This window comes from Spiroplasma endosymbiont of Seladonia tumulorum (assembly GCF_964020235.1).
In the GTDB taxonomy this organism is placed as follows: Bacteria; Bacillota_I; Bacilli_A; order Mycoplasmatales; family Mycoplasmataceae; genus Spiroplasma.
This window is the reverse complement of record NZ_OZ026545.1, coordinates 1,100,201-1,121,075: the sequence shown is the minus strand read 5'-3', so window position 1 is coordinate 1,121,075 and position 20,875 is coordinate 1,100,201. Positions and strand designations below refer to the sequence as shown.

Sequence of the window (20,875 nt, the reverse complement as noted above, 5' to 3'; positions counted from 1 at the left end):
CTCTCTTAAACCATAAATCCTAAATGAACACCTGGTAAAGTGCTTAAATCTAGTGAGGTATCTTTTGCATTAATTAATTCTAATCATACCCAATACTTTTTCTTCCCGCCTGAAGAAAAGGTATATAGTTTATCTAATGTTGTTTCTTTTTCAAGTAAATTAGGATCAAAATATCCATTTTTACGAAATTGTAATTCAAAAACACTCATTGCTAAATTATAATGGTATATTGTATCAATTGCCTTAATAACAAATAATTTTATATCATCATATAAACTACCTAAGGTATTATTTAAAGTGACATTTTTATTTAAAATAGCATAATCAAAATTATGATTTTTAAAATCTTTACTTGTAATCTTAATAGTTGCTGCTGTATTCATTGTAAAAGTTTCCCCAGGAAGTTTAAATAATGATGCTTGCAATCGTTCTGGAATATATTTAAATAAATCATTATTAATTGTTAACATATTATCTTTTTCAGAAATAAATTTATTACTTAATTTTATAAAAAAACTAATATCCTTATTTAATGTCATTTGTCCTGGTTGTAATTCCATCCCAGCTGAAATATCTAATCTCATTTTTTGAAATTGTTTATTAAAATTATTAAGAATTACTTGGTTACTTAATAGTTTATTTCAACTATCAACAAGTTTATCTTCACTGTCAATTTGTCCTTTTGAATTATCAAATTTAATAAATTGATTGTTAATAAAATTTCAAATTGGACGATAATCAAACTGTAAAAAACTATGTCCATAAAATTCACTTTTTTCTGTTGCAAAAATTCCAACAGTAAACCAAAAAATATAATTAGTATTAGTAAAATCAGTAAAATTAATTGTTTTTGCATTATAAAAATTACTATCATCAACATGACCATAATAAATATCAACTCTTAAATTTTTGACAATATTTAATCCTAAGTTATTTTGTAAACCCAACATAACATTACTACGAATCGATGGCATTAATCCATCATCGTAACCTCGAAGACTATTTAAGCTTCATTTGTTATTAGTCATAATTGATTGTGGTTTTAATAAAAGACCTAAATTTTTTGTTTCTTTTCATCATATATTAATTGAAATCAAACTAAAACTTATAGTAATAGGAAAAATAAATATCATTAAATAAAATAATTTTCGCAATTTTGTTTTCTCCATTTTATCTTTTTTTGGTTTATAGGTTCAAATTCAATTATATTAAAAAAAAAAAAAAAAACAAGATGACAACTAAAACTTCAAAAATAACTTGAAAATAAAAAATCTAAGGTTTACTTAGATTTTTTATTTTGTTAGGTTTATACTTCGTTTGCATTAACTTGCTCTTGAATACTCATATGATTAATTTTATAAGTTGAAATTCAATATGTTATTAAATAAATTCCTGCCATTAAAATAAAAGTAATTGGAATCGTAATTCATGGGAAACCAAATGGAATAATTACTTTAGCAATTGCAATAAACCCATAAACACCTAGTCATAAGATTAGTCACATTATCCCAACACCTAAAATCCATGCTAGAAAAGCAAACGGAGTAAATATTCCTAATGTTAAACTATTAATTTCACGATTTGAATATCCTAAAGCTTTCATCACAGCCATAAATTTTAAGAAAGAATTAACAAATGATTCTGTCATAATATATACAATAATAATAGCAGTTATAATTGTAATAACAACAAAAATAATTGATAAGATACTTGAAATTCAAGCAAGTTTTTCAATAACTTGCGATTTAATAATTAAATAATCTGTTCCTCCAACCCCACTAGTTAATTGACCATTCATAAAATCATTCATTGAATAGGAACCATCTGAGGAAGAAAGATTAAATCGTGTTGTTTGATCAACTTGATCATAATATTTACTAAACTTACCATTAAATCATAACATTGGATTATCATCTTTGTTATCATATAGTTCACTAGAACTTGTATCAAAACCAAGAATTTTATTAGCAATAATTTGATTTACATACGCTCTTGGAACATCATATGAATTTTGAATCCCAACAACTTTATATTTAATATTTTTAGTAATTTTCCCAATTTTTAATAATCCTTGGCGTAATGCTTCTCGATATCAGTTAGTTGGAAACCCGGTTGTTAAATCACCTATGCCATTAATTTCTTTATCAAATTTATTATCTAAAGGATGAATAATATAATAATCACCGTCTTCAGTTTCTTCTTTAGTGACCACTCTCTGATCAGCAGGACTACTAAGGTCTAACAAGCCTGGTAACCGACGTCCTGTTGTTGCAGAAATCGTTGAATTTTGAAATTCACCTTGTTTAAAAGCATCAACTGGTAATTTTAAAACAAAATTTTTAATATTATAATAATCTTGAACTTTACCATTTTTATTTTCAAAACCAACACGTGTTTTGTTTCCAATTGTTAATTTTGTTAAATCAAGGGTAAACGGGTTGAGATTGTCATCAGACCAACCACTTGGTAACTCATATGACCACGCTGCTTGGTCAACAGCACAATGAAGTGCATCATCACAATATTGTAACTGCTGAACACTAGTAGTAGTTTCAATTATTTTATCTAACAATAAATTATATTTACTTTCTGCGGCTTTATTTACAACCATTGGAATAAAATCTGTCCTAATATTTAAATTTTTACTATTATCTAAAATTTTTTTAATTGTTTGATTTGGAAAAATAATTGTTTTATTATTTATATTAATTCCATATGTTGGAAGAATAAAACTTGAATCTGATATATTTGTTGTATATCCGGTATAAACATCTTCATTTTTTGAATTATAAATTGAAGTTCCAAAAGTAAAATTAAATTGTAATTTAGCCAAATCATCTTTTAACCACATTGCTCGAATTTTGCCTGGCATAATATCACTTGTCGCATATTGCGCACAATAAGTCCAACGGTCAATAATATTTGGGTCTGTTGGATGAACTGGTGATTTACCAAAAGCACGTGGCATTGTTGAACATAATAAAGTATCAATTTGATTTCGAATATCAACATTTTCACCATAACGTTTATACATATCATAAAAAGTACCAATTGATAAACTTGCTCCTTTTCCAACCATAAAATTAAAAATAATCATATTATTTAATTTCTGTGTATATAAATGAGCATTTTTAGCATTAATATCATTTTTTGTTGATAGCCATTCTCCATTATATAAATAATCACTTACTAAAGAATTTTTAATTAAGGGATATGCTGCCTCAGATGAAAGACCAGAACCATTTCAGTCATACATTTCATAGCGACTAAAAGGAATATTCCCAATAACGTTTGTATATTCATACTCGTTATCATAATTTAAATTGGCATAATAATCCTTACTAAATTTATTGATTCCTGTTGGAATTAAAGTTGCTAATGTTAAAGATAAACTAGCAACAAAAAATGTTAAAAAAAACCAACCAATTTTTTTCATTGAAACAGCCATCATCACAAAACGAAATTTTGTTGTAAATTTTTTAAAATGAAAAATATTACTAATAGAATAAACTAATTTTGAAGTTTTAATATTTTTATTCGGATTTAATAAATCTAATGGGCTGATTATTAATTGCCGAATTGCTGTTACTAAAATTGACAAACTACTAACAAGACCAATAATTCCAAAACAAATTGCAAATGGAATTAACGAAAATGAAAAGTTAACTGGAATAACAAAATAACTATTGAAAACACTCATAATAGGTAATTGTAAAAATACACCAATAATTCATCCAACCGGAACTCCAATTCCAGTTACTACAATCGCATGAGCTAAATAGGAACTAGCAATTGTTATTCCATTATAACCATTTGCTTTTAAAATTCCATTTGCATTTTTTTGTTGATTAATAATTTTTTTAATTAAAATTACTAATGTAAAAATTAAAATAATTAAGAAAATAAGACATAAAATAATTGTAATCGTACGATAAAATTTAATTGTAGTTCCTAACAAAGAATAACGTAAGTAAACTAACTTTGTTTCATCACGGCTTTGTAATAAGGCATTTTTATCACTTGGATTATTTAAACTTCAAAAATCAGCTGCTAAATATTTTTTGAAATTTTCAAAGGCTGTACCTTTATTTTCCGGTAAACCAACATAATTAATATATAATGTAGAATTTTCTTCAATATCAGTGTTAGCAGCAATAGACTCACTACGATAAACTTTTTCAGAAACATAAATAATACCATCTGTTTTTGGATCTGGAAAAACATCAGTATCATAAATTGTTGGATAAATATTAGCTGAATCTCCACCAATAGCACCAACAAAGAAATTTGAATTTTCACCAATTGTAAGTTGATCTCCTACTTTTAATTTTTGACTACGCGCAAATTGTGGCATAATAACAACATACACATCATTAATTGGATTAGTTGGATCAAAAGAATCATATTTTTTAATAAATTTTAATTTATTATCCGATAATAATTGTGTTCAATTAATAATTTTATATTTTAAATTTGATGTTAAATCTCAATATGCATATTGTTCACGTAACTGAAATGAAAAGTTTGAAGCTTTAGCAACTAATGCATAATAGGCTTTTGTCAAACCATAAGGCCAATAAGGTTGATTCCGAAAACTATTATTTTTATTATTTTGATTATAAAAATCATTAACACTAAAAACAGCGTTTTCAATATTATTATTATAACCAACATCAAGATTATTATTAATAGTAGGTGAATAATAAAGACTAATTTTTGTTAAAGGCTGTGATGTATCTTTTACTAAAAAACTTAAATCACCATTTAATTTTTCCTCAAATATTTTATCTTCAATGCTAGCTTTAGTAGGGATTTCATCTACGCTTCCTCTTAAATTAACATCTTTTTTTCATTTTGTTATACCATTATTAACAAAATCAATAACAGCATCTTTTAATTTTGTTTCATCTGTTATACCTGAATATTTTTTATTTAAATATGCAATAATTAAATTTATTGTATTTTGTGAAATATCACTATGCGTAAAATTACTCATAAATTCTTCAATCAAAGGTAAATTATTTTGATTAAAAAGATAACCTTTCTGATCATATAATTGTCCAATTACAGAAGTTTGAAAAGCTTCACTATTAACATTGAAACGATATAAACCATTATTTAAAAAAATTGGTGCACTTTTATCAAGATCAGTAAAAATAATATTACTTACTTTATTTGCTTTAGAATCAAAAGTAAATTTTATTTCAACATTATTATCCAAAGCTTTTAATGCGCCATCTTCACCTAAATGAACATAAGGCAATGTCCACTGTTCCCCATTAACATCAGTAATCAAATGATAATCATTGCCAAAAGCATATCATGGAGTAATTGTTTCAACATTTTTTCCTGTTTTCTTTTTACTGTCAAATCTTAATAAATAATCATAAGCAAAAGTTCCTTCCCCCATAAATGAATATGCATTAGATAAACGTGTATTAACAATTCACGAAGAAGTTGTTAATAATGTTAAAAGCGCAGCTAATATTATAAAAATAATTAACTGTGCTTTTTGCTTAAACATACTTTTTAATGTTTGTAAAAACAGCAACATTTTTTAGATCTCCTCTTTTTCAATTAACTATTAATAATAACGAGTATTGTTATAGTATCAAACAAAATCACTTAATAAATATGAATTTTTTGTTAAATCATCTTTAATCCCTGGATTATACAAGAAACGAGCTTGGTTATTAAATTGAGCAACATAACTATATTTAATTTTGTCACTATTTGTTAAATATTCATTACCCATTCCATCATAATCAACTCAATCTTGATTGTTTCATGTTTCGCCCTCTGGTGCAATATTATGACGTTGTTTTGGGTCTTTTTCTTGTTCAACATATGAAGGAGAGTTCCCTGAAGCGGGATCAGTATATCCTAATGGTTTTTTATGACGTTCTAATTTAGTTGAAGCATCTTTTGGACCATAGTAATCTAATTGATAACGAACACCTGTTACAAAACCATCAGTTACAATTGCCCCTAATTTTGAACCATCTACACCAGTTCCTGATGCTGTAATATATCATTTTCGATCTAAGAAGATATTATCAAATCAATCTTCTGCCATTACTTTATTAACTTGACTTGTTAATTCACCAATATAACCATTTTGCGAATCTAATATTTGTGTAATAAATTTATGCATTGATTCATGATCAGGATAAGTATTATTTCCTCCATGCGCTCAAATATTAATGATATCAAATAATGACCCTTGTTTATATTGACCTGTTTGTTCATCAAAACCATAACTATTTAAGATAAACTTAGCATATTCACTATTTGAATCAACTGCAATTAAGTCCTCTTTAAAGCCATTTTTATTCGGTCCTTCATTATAAACATCATCAATTGTTTTAACATTATCAATATTTAAATTATAATGTCCTTCACTATCATTACTGTAAAATCAATTTGCTAATCCTGCAATTCCTTTTAATAAATTAAACAAATCAAAGTTTGGTGCGTTTAACATTTGCAATAATGTTCGAATTAAAGTTACAACACTATCTTCAGCAAAATTCCCAATTAAGCCTTGGAATTTTAAAAGACCCTCATAAACTGTGTTTGACATTATGCGATTAAATTTTTGAACATCAAAATTTGAACCTTCTTTTGCTAAAGCTTCTGTAAATCATTTTCCTAGAACAGAATACCATTTTAAAAAGGCATTTTTATGTTCTTTTTTATCACTTGTTAAATCTAAATATTGTTTCTTCTCTGACATAATCACGGTTAGAGATTTTGCCACAACTGGACTGTTAAAAATATCATAAAGTTTCATATTTTGAATTGTTTTATCAGGGTTATCTACTTCACCATCACTTTTTTTTTCAACATTAAGAACCGTTTTTTCAATAGTATCACGACTAAATATCTCTAATAATGGACTATTTGATTTAACATTACCTGAGCTATCAAAAAACTGACTTTTTATTTGGTTTAAAATAAAAAACGGTGCTGCCAAAAAAATTCCTGCAGTTTTTTCACCAGAACGATTATTTTGAATAAATGGTAATAATTGTGCTAATGAATATAAAACTGGTAATTCTAATCCTGGCCCAAATTGGCCTAACATAGTGATTGCTTCATCAAAATATTTTAAACCAAATAAATCATATAATGAACTTGACTGGTTCGCCACAGTTTTCCCAAATTTAATTTCTTCACCACCATCTTTATAAGACAATATTGACTTTGTTGGTGGTGTTGAAAGTGAATTATGATATAAAATATTTGATACATAAGGACCCGATGATGAATCATAATAATTACTTCATCCAGCCGTTCTGTTAATATAATTAATAACTGATTCTGATTTTTGTGACAATGTATTTGCTAAAGCTCCAGTATCATATTGAGCACATGCTAAATTTGGATTTGCAACAAAATCTGTGTAACGCCCTGTTGCATCTGTTGTATTGCTAGGATGTCCTTGGTTAGCTTCTGTATTTCACTTTGAAAAATCAGTCATTGCAACAATTGATGACATTAAATTATAAGTATTTCGCTCTGGTTGATAATTATTATCTGTTGCTTTTCAAGGATTATAATAAAGATTATTTAATTTTTTATATTCTTCAACATAATCTTTAATCTTAATTTCTTTCCCGCTTTTAGTAGTAAAGACTCCTTTTAAATTTCTTCCAACATTGTTTAAAAAATACTGTAATGTTGGAAACCCATAAATATTCATATTTTCATGACGACTAGCAATTAAAATTTTAGCAATTGTACTAGTATATTTGACTAAATTTCGAATTGTTGGATCAATTTTATTAAGTTCACTATCAAAATAATTATTATTTTGACTATTTTTTCCTTTTGCACAAGAAACTACCCCTAACATACTTGCTGACATTAAAGTTGTAGATCATAATATAGAAAGTAATTTTTTCATTTCCTTCACTCCTTTTATATTTATTAAATTTTTATAAAAATCATTAATTTAAAAGTCAGCAGATAACATTAAATTATCATTACCTGCTTATAACCATTAATAAAAATTGTTGTATATTTAATTGGCTTATCCATACTCAAACAATTATTTTTAATTGCTAAAACAAAATATTTTAAATCATCATTGTTTTTTTTATGATTTTGTGTTTTAGGATTATTTTTATTTATTAAAACAACATTTCAAAAATAAATTCAAAGTAAAATAATTATAAAAATATTTTTAAAAATTGTTGATAATTTAATATCATTTATATTTTCAATAAAATATAAATTTAAAATTAAACACAATAATAACAAAATAAAACCAAACGATAATCTCCGAAAAATTTGTTTTACTTCCATTACGCTATTATTAATTACAATAGTACTAATTAAGCTTCCATAACCAATCATTCATAAAATTAAATAAAATGAGTTATTTTTTGTTTTTAAAAATGCATTAAAAATAAAATTAAAAATAACTGGAGCAAAAATAATTAAAAAGAAAATAGCAATTAATTTATTAAATAAAATAATGAAATTAAAATATCTTTTCTTTGTTGTGCTAAGAAAGATAGCAAATAATAAAAAAATAAAATTTAATAAATTAATTGTTGATCTTTCTATTCATCCAAAAGAAAATTGAATAAAAATATTAAGAACAAGCAAAATTGATAAATTGCTAATAAAAGTAAAAATAAAACTAATAATTGCAAATTTAGTAAAGGTGTTATTAATATTTTTAATAGATTTTGTTTTTAAAAAACTAATGCGGATTAAAATGCTAATAATGAAAAAAATAAAAATTCAAAAAAAAATTGATGAAAAGATATTATTTATAAAGTTAATAAATCTATTAAAAGTGATATTGGATAAAAAATTTATTAACATTTTTTCCACTCCTTTATTTTTACATAGTAATATTTTACAAAAAAAAAAAAAAAAAGCAAAGGGCTAATTTTGCTTTTTTAAAGAAAATTAAATTATTTAAGGTCAACTGAAGCTCCAGCAGTTACTAATTGTCCTTTAATTTCTTCTGCTTCTTCTATCTTTACTTTTTCTTTAATTACTGCTGGTAATTTATCAACAATTGCTTTTGCTGCCATTAATTCTTTTCCAGTAATTTCTTTAACTAATTTAATAATTGCAACTTTACCTGGTCCTGTATCTGTTAACACAATATTAACCTCTGAAGGACCAGCTGCTGCTCCTGCTTCTGCGGGAACAGCAGCAACTGCTGCTGCAGCTACAACACCAAAATGATCTTCAATTCCTTTTACTAATTCATTTAATTCCGATAATTTCATTTCTTCTAATGCTTTAATAATATCATCTTTTGATAATGCCATAATATTTTCCTCCTCATTAAGATTTTTCTTTAAAATCTTTGAATAACATAACTAATTATTCAGTTTTTGTTTTAGCAATTTCTTTAACTGCTATTGTAAACATACGTAATGGGTATAGTAAACTTGCTCCAAACATTGATAATAATTCATCTTTTGTTGGTAATGCTGCAATTTCAACAATTGCTTTTGTATCTAAAACTTTACCCTCATAAATTCCAGCTTTTAATTTTATTGCTGGATGTATTTTTGCAAATTTTGCTAAAGTTTTTGCGGCAGCCATCTGTTCACCTGTACCAAACGCAAAAGCATTAGGACCTGTTAAAAATTGGTCTAATTCAGCAAATCCTGCCTCTTTAGCAGCCAAACTTACTAAGTTATTTTTATATACTTTAATGTTTACATCTTGTTTTGTAAGCATTCTTCTTAGTTCTGTAAATTCAGCAACCGTTAATTTTTGATATTCAACAATAACTGCTGAATTAGCATTTTTAAAGTTATTAACAATTTCATTAACAACTGCTGTTTTAATTTTCATTGCTGGCTTCATTCTTCGCCTCCCTATAATAATTTTAAAAGCAAAGGCAATTAACCAAGTGGATTAATTGCCTAAAACATTATTTAAATAATATAAAAACATGTCATTGTTCTATATCTCAATAATGCCTCGGCAACATAATTAAGATTTAATAAAATCCGTTGCTGTCTATGGTATTTTGATGACTATGGTACAATACCAAGTAATATAGTATTATAATTTTTGTTAAAAGTCAAATAAAAAACGTTATTTTAAAAAATTTTATTAATCTTGTTTTACTTTCGGCTTATTTTCTTATACCGATATTTATTCCACAATCATGTACCCAAACAAGATAGCCCAACTGCACCAGAAGAACTTAAAAAAACATATCCTAAAATTTCAACAACCAAAGTGTCTTTTTGCTTTACTGCAGGTGGAACAACAAGTTCTTTGTAAACTTGAAAAATAAAAGGACCTTCATTATTATTAATAAAAATATTATCATTTTGGTCAATAGTAATTGTATGGACAGAAGTTCCAAAAATATTAGTTTTTCCAACCTGTTTTGTTTTATTTTTTAAAAAATACACCCCAGCAAGTACTGTTGAATAATAAACATTATTATTTTTGTCAACAGTAATAGATAACGTTGTTTTATCCAATAAACCAATCTCTCGCTTAATTCTTTTTCAATACTTGAATACACATAATTACCAAAAAAATGTTATTTTCTTTATCAACAGCAAACGCATAAATTAATTCATTAAGTTTATGTTCGTCAACTAAACTATACTTATTATTTAATTTTTGAATTGAAAAAAATTAGCTTCATCAGTAGTAAAATATAAATTATCGTTGTGGTCAATCACTAAAGCAAAAACTTTTCTAGCAACTTTATTATCACTATTGTTATCATAAATAAATTTTTTAACTCTAGTTGACCCTGATAGTAAATAATAAATTCCAGCAAAAGTCTCTAAATACAAAGTATCATTACTGTCTAATGCAAGAACAGTAATATGATTATCAACTAATTCATCATTTAAACCCTCAATTTTATCAATTGTTCCATTATTACCATCATAAATATATACTTGATGATCTTCGTTTACATAATAAATATTTTTTTGATCAACTGTTAAAGCAAGAACATTATCATTAATTCCATTATTTTTTTTGCTTTTGTTGTATCATTAGGCAAAAAATAAATTCCCCGTGAAGTTCCAAAATAAACTATACTATTAGAAATTTTAATTGCATTACGAGAAATATTGTCAAGTCCTTCAATTCTTGTTTGAATATATTGTTTTTCATTAAAACTAAATGGAGTATTACGACTATGATTAGGAACTTCACTAAAGATTAGATTTTGAACAAAAATAGAACTTGCAATAATGCAGAAAGTATATATCTTTTTCATTGTTAATTTTTCCCACTTCCCTAGCAATTAATTTTATTTATCATAAATTAGGCTAACACAATATCTATATATTTAGTTTAACAAAAAAATTAATAAGAAATTAATAAATTTAAAAAAATGTTATTTAATTAAATAACATTTTTTATTCCATTGTAATATTTATTAATTTATTCTTTTTAATTTTTCAAATCCCTACTCCAATTACTGAAATTAAAATAAAGCCAATTGCTAATGTTGCTATTGAAACAACATAAGATGAAAAGGAAGGAATTAATAACATTCCGGTACTTTTAAAAACAATATGAGCAATGACATTCCATAATAATTGGGCAATAACATAACTTAAAACATAGCCTAAAACAATTGCAAATAAGTAAAATCCTAAAACAATTGCAATAATTTTTCATATTGGATATCCAAGGACTTTTAAAGTTAAGATTGTACGGCGATTTTCATCAAGCACCATAGCAATTAAGACTGATAAAATTAAAGCAACAATGACAATCGTTAATCCTTCTAAAACATTAAGAACATCCCGGACAGTTCGCATTCCTTGTAAATAATTTTCTCGTAAAGTATCAAATGGTCATATTTTGTTAAGACCATTTAATAATTTTAAATTTGTTCTTAAGTCCAATTCATTTTTAAGATCCGGTTTTTTATTATTATCAAACATTGTAAAATCATAATTATCGGTTAATGAAAATGACGAAATAATACGATAAGGCTGCAAGGTTACTCCCAATGGACTAGCTCGTGATGCAACAGCATTATAATAAGAATTTGGTAAAAATTGTTCTCCTTTTTTTGTTAAATTAACTCATTGGTTCATAACCGTAACTAATGAATCTTGATTCATATAAATATTCCCTGAACTAATATCAGCATCATTTGAACCAATCACTTTAAAAGCAACTGGAACATACCCAATAGCATTTGTAATTCGAACATTTAATTTAAAAATATCCCCCGAAACTAAATTCATCGATTGATAAACCCGTTTTACTAAAAGAACTGGTATTGGTTCATTAATTGGAACATTTGGGTCATTCCCAGTAGAGTCTGAACTAATTTTATAGCCAAAGACTTCTTTTTGGGCAATATCACTTGGTGTTGTCTTAGAACGATAATTCAATAATTGATTACGCTCTGTTTCATCACTTGTCAACCCAACAACATTTAATTGTGAAACTGGATTTTTTGAATTTTTAGTATCATCTGGACTTCAACCTGCTGATAAGAAAACATACGGGAAATCATAATTTTTATCATAAACCATATATGGTCCTAAATAAATATCTGGGTATTGACCATTAGTTGCTGTACTTAAACTATTAACCAAATTAATTCCACTAATAATTGTTTGAATATCAGCTTCATTTATTCCTTTTTCAATTAAAAATGGTTTCATAAGATTAATAATTTTTACTAAATTATCTCATCCATTAATTCATTCACCAGACTCATTATCCTTAACTTTATAATTAGCAACTGCCTTAACTGTTGTTGCACTTATATATGGATATTTTTTATTTTTTTCATCATAATTAATCTTACTTCTAACAAGAGTTGTACCACTGGGATCACCAATAATATTTAATAAATCACCACAATTTTTTTTCATATTTTTTGAATCTGAAACAGATAAACTTGTAAAGCACATTAATGGATTTGGAAAGTTAAATGTTTTATTATCATCAAGAATTTTTGCCTCATGGTAATAATTCATACGCTTATCAGCCGTAATTCACTGATAAGGTTTACTATTGCTGGCTTCTTGTGCAATATCTTGTTGATCATAACTAGCAATTAAATATGATTTAATATCATTCTTAAAATAACGGAAAGAATCTTTAACAATTCCTTGTGCCATTACTCCTGCATCCAACTGGAAAATTAACAAAAAGGACAAAAAAGCTAAAACAATTAATACCATAATTCATTTTCCTAAAGATTTAAGTGCAAAGGTAAATGATAAATGAACATTAAATGTTAATCCAAAATGAGCATATTTACGACCTTTTTTTACTTTTTTAGGACGAAAACTTAAATTAGAACCTTTTAAATCATAAATTAAATCCAAAGCTGTCCGACTTAAAAGAATAAATGAGACTAAGAAAGACATCCCAATAAAAATAAGTGGAATAAAAATTGTCGCTGAAACAAAAATTAGTGGATTAAAATAAAATGATGATAATGGTAATCCTATTGAATATAAATTTGAACCAGTGAAATACATTTGCAGAGGAATACTTAAAGCTCATCCTAATAAACAACCAATTAAAGTTGTAAAAATAATGTTAAAAGTAAAAATAAATGATAATTCAAAGCGATGATATCCTAATGATTTTAAGACTCCAATTTGTCGTTTTGCATTAGTAATATCTTTTTTAATGAAAAAAGCAATAATAAATAAAATAATAATTGAACAAGCAACAGCAATTGAAGTATTAATAATAAAACCAGTATTTGTTAACATCACAATTTGTCCGGGTAATGATGCTTCAAAAGCGACAATTGCATTATCAGGTGCTACAAAATAATTGTTTAAAACTTTTCTTAATAAAATTATTTTTTGTGGTTCAGTTAAATTACCATTAACATTAATAAAACTAGTAATTTTTTCAGTTCCATTTGAAAAATTTTGCTTGATAGCATTAAAATTAATATCATTCATAAATAATACTGAACCATTTTTTAAATCAATAATTTTATGACCAGTAGCAAGAGTTGATAGACTTACTAAATCAGGATAAATATTACTTACCTTTGCCCCATATCCAATAATATTAAATTGTAAATTTTGACTATTTCCTAAATTAAAGTGTCCACCAAGTTTTAAATGATTATAATCAGCATATTGTTTATTTAAAATAATGTTATTTTTTGTTAAATCACTAATATGTTCTCATTTTGTTACTTCAAAAAGACGATTAAACGGAGTATAAAAAATATTATTACCTCGTCAACCATCACCGTTATATAATAAATTTTTATTTTTGTTAACAGCAGTAGCATTAAAATATTGCGTATCTTTTACTAAATTATTTGCAGTAAATTGATAACCAACATTAAAACTAAGTTCTAAGCCAGCTTTGTCACCATTAATTAAATCATTTAAACGACTTTCATCTGGATTATGAATAATATAACTTAAAAAAGCAGCAGTAAGATTCTTATTAAAATTTTTAACTAAGGCAGTAAAAGAAGCTGTCCCCATTTTTGGGTTTAAGTATGATGGTTCTTTTGTTCATTTACAAATTTCAGAATTAGTTAAATCACAATTTAACCCTAAAACATCAGCACGAATATTATTAAATGTTAAATGCTCAGCATCAATTTTTGACTCATCATAAAACTGAGCTAAAAAAGTACGATTATTTTCATTTATTTTTCAAGCAGGATTTCTTTTTCACACATTATTATCAATATTTAAACTATCTACTCGAATTTCATATTGATAAGGAAGACTATTTTTCTTAATATCATTTAAGCCATTTTTAACTTGAAAAACAGTTGAAAAAAGAGCTGTAAAGGTTAAAACTGCACCAATAATAAACAAAATTAACCCAATAAATTGAGTTATTTTTTTTCTAAACCCTCGCGTAGCCTCTTTTGCAAGATTTCACATATTATCCACCCATTTCAAGAATCACTAAGTTAATTATATAAGAAAAATAACTAATTTTAAAAAAATATTGAAAAACTTTAATTGCTTAATAAATTAAAAATTTTTTGCTTTCCTTTAGTAGTTGGGCTGACAACATTTTGTTATTTTATAATAAGACTTAATAAAACAATTTTTAATGTTATTCTTTTATTGTTTGATTAATTTACGAAATGCATCATATCTCAACAGCATTAATAATGGAAGCACCATCATTCCTAATGATACTACAGTCATTTGTCAAGATAACAGTGGTGAAGTATCAAATTTATGTTTTTTGGTTGTTGTTTTAAAAAATAAGTTTAAACCCGGTGTATAAACCATCAAGAAATTTAATACCAAGGCAATTACTGAAGCATCTAATAAATAATAATTAGTCGGAGAAACATTATATTGTGTTTTAATTCGATAATTTGGTAATTGAATTGCAAAAGCAAAAATTACTGGTGAACAAGCCATTACTAAGATTGTCGCAATTTTAGCATCTTCAATATTATGAAAGATATCTTTGCCAATGAAGAATGTACCAATAACAGTAGCAGCTGTTACAAAAGCCAAATATAAAATTGTAACTAAACTATTGGTAAAAAAGTTTCTTTCTTACTTTGTGGTTTTTCTAGCATTAAGCCATCATCATTATTTCCTAAACCAATTGGAATTGACATTAATGTTTCAATGACTAAGTTAAACCATAAAATGGTAACAGAATCAAATGGTTTAATTTTAGTTGTAACTGAAATAATAATAAAAGCTAACACATTTGCTAATTGTGCAATACAAACAAAAGCAATAACCCGTTTAATTTTATGATACACATTCCGTCCTTCTTCAACACCACGAATAATTGTTGAAAAATTATCATCTTGTAAAATAATATTTGCAGCTTCTTTTGAAACATCTGTCCCTGTTATTCCCATTGCAACACCAATATCAGCTTTACTTAAACTTGGAGCATCATTAACCCCATCACCTGTTTTTGAAACAACATAGTTCATTGATTGCAAACACTCAACAATCCTTGTTTTATGATCAGGATTAACTCTTGCAAAAATTGATACATCACGTAGTTTTTCTTGTAACTTTTGATTATTCATATTATCAATTTGATGGCCAGATAAAACATTCGCTTCTGAAACTGCTAGACATAATTCTTTAGCAATAGCTAAAGCAGTTGCTTTATGATCTCCAGTAATCATAATTACTCTAATTTCTGCTTCATGTGCCTTTCTAACTGCTTTAACCGCTTCTGGACGTGGTGGGTCAATCATACCAACAGCACCTAAAAAAATAAATTAGTCTCAATTTCTTGTTGATCTTTTTGCTTAAAAGCAAAAGCTAAAACCCGTAATGCTTGACTTGATAAATCTAATGCTTCCTCTTGGATTTCTTCCTTCATTTCTTCAGTTAATGGAACAATTTCGTTATTTAAATAAATTCGATTACATTGCAGTAATAATTGGTCAAGAGCACCTTTTGTATAAACAAATTCTTGTTTATTAACATGATTAACAGTTGACATTAATTTTCGTTCAGAATCAAAGGGAACTTCTAAAACACGAAGATATTTTTCACGATATTCTACTTTACTAATTGTAAATCTTCTTGTAAAATCAATTAAAGCAATTTCAGTTGGATCACCAATTTGTTCATTTTTTTGGTTAATAGCATCATTACATAAGGTTAGACAATTAATAAAATGAAAAGTTGCCTTATTATTTTGGTTATAATTAAAATCATTTTCTTTAAGAATCTCATTATTGAAGATAATCTCTTTAACTGTCATTTTATTTTGAGTTAAAGTCCCTGTTTTATCTGAACAAATAACATTAACTGAACCTAATGTTTCAACCGCATCTAATTTTTAAACAATAACATTAACTTTTGTCATTCGTTTTACTGATAATGATAAAATAACTGACACAATAACAATTAAGGACTCTGGGATAACAGCATTTGCAATTGTAACTGCTGTCATTAAATTAATTGGTCAACTATTTTCATCAGTTAATAAAAAGAAAACAAAAACAAAGATTGCTAATAAAACCGCAAAAATACTAACAATTTTTGTTAATTTTGTTAAGCGTAATTGTAATGGTGTCTTTTCTTTTTTTGTTTTAACAACCGCAGCAGCAATTTTTCCAATCTCACTATCAACAGCTTTTGCAACAACAATCCCAACTGCTCGACCATTTGTGATAAAAGTTTACATAAAAGCCATATTAGTCTGTTCTGCTAACACTAATTTTTCTTTTAAAATTATTTCACCTTTTTTTCAACAGGAACTGATTCACCAGTTAATGCAGCTTCGTCAATTAACAAATTATTTGCTTCTAAAATGCGAATATCAGCTGGAATATATTTCCCTGCTTCTAAAATAACAATATCACCTACAACTAATTCATCAACCGGAATTTCAAAAATTGCACCATCTCGTTTAACAATCGTTACTGGAATTGTCATTTTTTAAAAGAATCAAGGGATTTTCTTGCTCTAATTTGTTCAATTGTTTGAATGAAGGCATTTAATAAAACGATACATAAAATCACAATAAAATCTATCACATAAATTCGATTATTAACAACTTTTTCAATAATAACCGAAGTAATTCCTGCAATAATTAAAATAAGAGATAATGGATTTAATAATGAAACTAAAAAAATTAAAATTCAATGTTTGTTTTTAGGTTTTGGTAATTCATTTTTCCCATTTTTAACTAATCTTTCTTTGGCTTGTTTTGAAGATAATCCAACATTTAAATTGCTTTTAAATTCCTGTTCTAATTCTTTATCTGATTTACTAAATCACATTTTTTATAATGCCCTCGCTTTCTAAAATTTATTATTTATTATTTAAAAATTTAATTTCATAGTTTTTACTTTACATATTAATTTTATAATATAAATCCTTAAATTATAAATTTATTTTAAAAATATAAATTTAAATAAAAAATCTTAAAATTCTTAATTAAGAACTTTAAGATTTAAGATAATTTTATTTTTTTGCATTTTCTGCTAATTCAATTTCCTTTTGTAATTCAAAAGCCATTAAATTTGTTTCTAAATATTCTTTATTTGTGGGTAATTCTAAGTTAATTTTTGAAAAATAGCATATTTTAATAGTACCTGAATCTAATTGAAAATCAAAAACATGACCTCCAGTATTTTTTTCAGTATTAATAAAATGGCAATGGAAACCATTAATTCCCAATGTATTGGCAAAAGATGGAGTTCAAAAACCAACAATATCACCATTAATATTTTTAGCATTAAGAATTCCTTGTTGTTCTGATGCTTTTAAAAAAGTTGAATATGGTTTTTCTTGCCAAGAAACAGTTCTTGTTTTTATTTCCAAAAATAAACCATTAATTTTAATCCCATAAAATAAATTTAAACTTGGTAAATTATTTACAATAATTTGTTGAATTTCTTCATAACTAGTTAGTTGTGAAATATTAATTTTTTGATGTTCTTCAAAAAATGCCATGACAGCAAATGTACTTGTCATACTTGCCGTAACTTCATTAACTGTTCCATCTGATTTTAATTGATACCCCACACCATCTAGTACAATTAATTCACCATCTAAATGGTCAAAAGTTCCTAATCCAAAATTACCTTGCTTTAATAACGTCCCAAGCTTAATCATACCGTCAAAATTACCAGCAGCTAAACTTGTTATTGTTGAAAATTGATAAACATTACTAAATTTTTGAATCATAACTAATAAAACTCCTTTTTCTAATAAACTTTTTGTTGAAATTGTTTATTAACATTATTTAAACATAAAGTTAAAGAAAAAAACATTTCATTCTTGAAATGTTTTTTATGCTTTACCTTTGCATCCAAACCATGATGTTAATTCATCAAATGTTGCTTTAATTGCTTCATATCCAGGTTTTAATAATTTTCGTGGGTCAAACCCTTTCCCATTTTCTGGTTTGTCTTTTCCCTCTTCAATATATTTTCTTGTTGCAGCAGCAAATGCAATTTGTAATTCAGTATTAACATTTATTTTACTAATTCCTAATGAAATTGCTTTTTTAACTTGTTCTTGTGGAATTCCACTACCACCATGTAAAACCATTCCAATTTTTGCAGCAGCTTGAATATCTTCTAAAGCTTGAAAATTTAAACCTGGTCATCCAGTTGGATAAGGACCATGAATATTTCCAATTCCTGCAGCAAGAAAATCAATTCCTGTTGCTTCCATTTCCGCAGCTTCTTTTGGATCACCAATTTCACCAGCACCAACTACACCATCTTCTTCTCCACCAATTGTACCAATTTCAGCTTCAACTGATACACCATTTGTTTTTGCATATGCTACTACTTCTTTTGTATTTTTTAGATTTTCAGCAAATGGGTGGTGGCTACCATCATACATCACTGAGGAAAAACCAGCATCAATTGCCATTTTGCAACTTTTTACTGATTGACCATGATCTAAATGTAATGCTACTGGAACAGTAATGTCTAATGAGACTAATAACGCATTAACCATCGCAACAACTAAATTATAACCTCCCATATATTTAATTGCTCCCTCTGAAGCTCCTAAAATAATTGGTGTTTTTGTTGCTTGCGCAACTTCTAATAAAGCTTTTGTTCACTCTAGGTTGTTAATATTAAAATGACCAACAGCATATTTATTTTGATGTGCTTTTTTAATTATTTCACTAGCATTAACTAATCTAGCATGATATTTTTGTCCCATAATTCTTTTCCCTTCTAATATGAAATATTACGATAATATTATAAACTTTTTATTTTAAAAAATAATATAAAACAAAGAAATTTATTAATATTTACCTAATTTACCAAAATTTACCCAAAAAAAGAAAAAAAATATAATTTTTAGAATTCTTATCCACTTTTTTAAAAATCCCGTGTTATAAGTAAAGCACTATATGGTAACATATAGTAAACAAACAGAGCTTATCATTACCTGAAGGATGGGCCTCCTAAAAGGTAATACCCAAAGATAGGTATCCGTTAGTAAATAGTTTTTTCTAAAAGGGCATTTCTAAACAAGGAATGCCTTTTTATTTTAATTTTTGACAATAATTACAAAAATAAGTTCCTCGTCCATTGACAAAAATTTTATCAATTAATTTATGGCAATTAACACATTCCATTTTATTACGCCCATGTACTTTTAATTGTTGCAAAAATTTACCATCCATTCCTGGTTCAGGATGATAAGTTGCAATGGTTGTTCCTCCTTCATCAATGGCTTTTTGTAAAACTAATTTTGTATTGTCAATAATATTTTGATAATCTTGATCAACTAAATTTTTTGTTCTTTCACCAGGATGAATTTTAGAAGCAAATAAAATTTCATTGGCATAAATATTCCCAATTCCAACAATAACATTTTGTTCCAATAATGTTGTTTTAATCGGCTGTGATTTATTTTGCCAAGAATTTTTTAAATATGAAACTGTAATTTTTTCATCAAATGGTTCATATCCTAACTTATTCAATGGTGCTTGTTGTAAATAATCATTTTTATTATATAAATGCATTGTCCCAAATTTTCTTGTATCATGATAACGTAATTGAAATTGATGATCAAGTTCAAATAAAACCATAATATGTTGTCATTCACCAAGTTTATCTTTTAGTGTAAAATAATATTTGCCTTCCATACGTAAATGACTAATTAAAACATAATCATCCAATATAAATAGTAAATGTTTCCCCATTCGATCAATTCGATTAATTTTTTGTTTAACAATTTTTTTTATAAATTCCTTTGTATCAAGAGGATATTTTATTATTTTATTTCAAAAAATTTGACAATCAGTAATTGTTTTTCCAACAACATGTTTTGTTAAAATACGACGGACCGTTTCAACTTCTGGTAATTCTGGCATATTGTTCCTTCTTTCTTAATTAATAATTTAATTTTATTTTTATATCTAATAAAAATCAAGATGCTAATAAGTAATTAAAATTATAAAAAATGATATGATT

At 26.2% G+C, this 20,875-nt stretch carries 19 protein-coding genes and 1 other annotated feature; all 19 genes read right to left on the bottom strand.

Translation table 4 applies throughout. The features are described 5' to 3' along the window. Positions 1-5 precede the first annotated feature (5 nt). Positions 6-1,097 carry a hypothetical protein gene (locus tag AACL22_RS07110; protein ID WP_338990772.1) on the bottom strand — a complete coding sequence of 364 codons (1,092 nt, stop codon included), beginning with the start codon at positions 1,095-1,097 and terminating at the stop codon, positions 6-8. Between the two features lie 209 nt (positions 1,098-1,306). Next, entirely contained in the window at positions 1,307-5,554 is a 4,248-nt protein-coding gene (locus AACL22_RS07105) for an ABC transporter permease (RefSeq protein WP_338990769.1), read from the bottom strand. Between the two features lie 30 nt (positions 5,555-5,584). Next, positions 5,585-7,909, bottom strand: a complete 2,325-nt coding sequence (locus AACL22_RS07100; RefSeq protein WP_338990767.1) for a hypothetical protein — start codon at positions 7,907-7,909, stop codon at positions 5,585-5,587. 68 nt (positions 7,910-7,977) lie between these two features. Continuing rightward, positions 7,978-8,616: a hypothetical protein gene (locus AACL22_RS07095; RefSeq protein ID WP_338990766.1), complete on the bottom strand. Its 639-nt coding sequence runs from the start codon at positions 8,614-8,616 to the stop codon at positions 7,978-7,980. A gap of 314 nt (positions 8,617-8,930) precedes the next feature. Further along, positions 8,931-9,296: a 50S ribosomal protein L7/L12 gene (rplL, locus tag AACL22_RS07090; RefSeq protein ID WP_338990764.1), complete on the bottom strand. Its 366-nt coding sequence runs from the start codon at positions 9,294-9,296 to the stop codon at positions 8,931-8,933. 55 nt (positions 9,297-9,351) lie between these two features. After that, positions 9,352-9,843: a 50S ribosomal protein L10 gene (gene rplJ, locus AACL22_RS07085; RefSeq protein ID WP_338990760.1), complete on the bottom strand. Its 492-nt coding sequence runs from the start codon at positions 9,841-9,843 to the stop codon at positions 9,352-9,354. 72 nt (positions 9,844-9,915) lie between these two features. Then, positions 9,916-10,023: a sequence feature (ribosomal protein L10 leader region), on the bottom strand. 83 nt (positions 10,024-10,106) lie between these two features. Continuing rightward, positions 10,107-10,475 carry a hypothetical protein gene (locus AACL22_RS07080; RefSeq protein ID WP_338990756.1) on the bottom strand — a complete coding sequence of 123 codons (369 nt, stop codon included), beginning with the start codon at positions 10,473-10,475 and terminating at the stop codon, positions 10,107-10,109. A 138-nt stretch (positions 10,476-10,613) separates the two neighbouring features. After that, positions 10,614-10,799: a hypothetical protein gene (locus AACL22_RS07075; protein WP_338990753.1), complete on the bottom strand. Its 186-nt coding sequence runs from the start codon at positions 10,797-10,799 to the stop codon at positions 10,614-10,616. 152 nt (positions 10,800-10,951) lie between these two features. Next, positions 10,952-11,233, bottom strand: coding sequence for a hypothetical protein (locus AACL22_RS07070; RefSeq protein WP_338990750.1), 282 nt, complete (start codon positions 11,231-11,233; stop codon positions 10,952-10,954). A 142-nt stretch (positions 11,234-11,375) separates the two neighbouring features. After that, complete coding sequence (locus AACL22_RS07065) at positions 11,376-14,864, bottom strand: ABC transporter permease (RefSeq protein ID WP_338990748.1); 3,489 nt, start codon at positions 14,862-14,864, stop codon at positions 11,376-11,378. A gap of 186 nt (positions 14,865-15,050) precedes the next feature. Continuing rightward, positions 15,051-15,458, bottom strand: coding sequence for a cation transporting ATPase C-terminal domain-containing protein (locus AACL22_RS07060; RefSeq protein ID WP_338990746.1), 408 nt, complete (start codon positions 15,456-15,458; stop codon positions 15,051-15,053). Between the two features lie 14 nt (positions 15,459-15,472). Further along, complete coding sequence (locus AACL22_RS07055; RefSeq protein WP_338990743.1) at positions 15,473-16,168, bottom strand: HAD-IC family P-type ATPase; 696 nt, start codon at positions 16,166-16,168, stop codon at positions 15,473-15,475. 11 nt (positions 16,169-16,179) lie between these two features. Beyond that, a complete protein-coding gene (locus AACL22_RS07050; protein WP_338990740.1) occupies positions 16,180-16,683 on the bottom strand; it encodes a hypothetical protein in 504 nt (167 codons plus the stop codon). Between the two features lie 78 nt (positions 16,684-16,761). Continuing rightward, a complete protein-coding gene (locus tag AACL22_RS07045; RefSeq protein ID WP_338993032.1) occupies positions 16,762-17,043 on the bottom strand; it encodes a hypothetical protein in 282 nt (93 codons plus the stop codon). A 113-nt stretch (positions 17,044-17,156) separates the two neighbouring features. Further along, complete coding sequence (locus AACL22_RS07040) at positions 17,157-17,360, bottom strand: hypothetical protein (protein WP_338990737.1); 204 nt, start codon at positions 17,358-17,360, stop codon at positions 17,157-17,159. Further along, complete coding sequence (locus tag AACL22_RS07035) at positions 17,345-17,707, bottom strand: cation-transporting P-type ATPase (RefSeq protein WP_338990734.1); 363 nt, start codon at positions 17,705-17,707, stop codon at positions 17,345-17,347. Before AACL22_RS07035 ends, AACL22_RS07040 begins: the two co-directional genes overlap by 16 nt. 184 nt (positions 17,708-17,891) lie before the next feature. Beyond that, positions 17,892-18,617 carry an acetolactate decarboxylase gene (gene budA / locus AACL22_RS07030; protein WP_338990731.1) on the bottom strand — a complete coding sequence of 242 codons (726 nt, stop codon included), beginning with the start codon at positions 18,615-18,617 and terminating at the stop codon, positions 17,892-17,894. A 105-nt stretch (positions 18,618-18,722) separates the two neighbouring features. Then, the gene (fba, locus tag AACL22_RS07025) at positions 18,723-19,613 is read right to left on the bottom strand and encodes a class II fructose-1,6-bisphosphate aldolase (RefSeq protein WP_338990728.1); all 891 of its coding nucleotides are present in this window, start codon (positions 19,611-19,613) and stop codon (positions 18,723-18,725) included. A 328-nt stretch (positions 19,614-19,941) separates the two neighbouring features. Then, positions 19,942-20,775 (bottom strand): DNA-formamidopyrimidine glycosylase, encoded by an 834-nt coding sequence (mutM, locus tag AACL22_RS07020; protein WP_338990725.1) that lies wholly within the window; start codon positions 20,773-20,775, stop codon positions 19,942-19,944. Between the last annotated feature and the right edge of the window lie 100 nt (positions 20,776-20,875).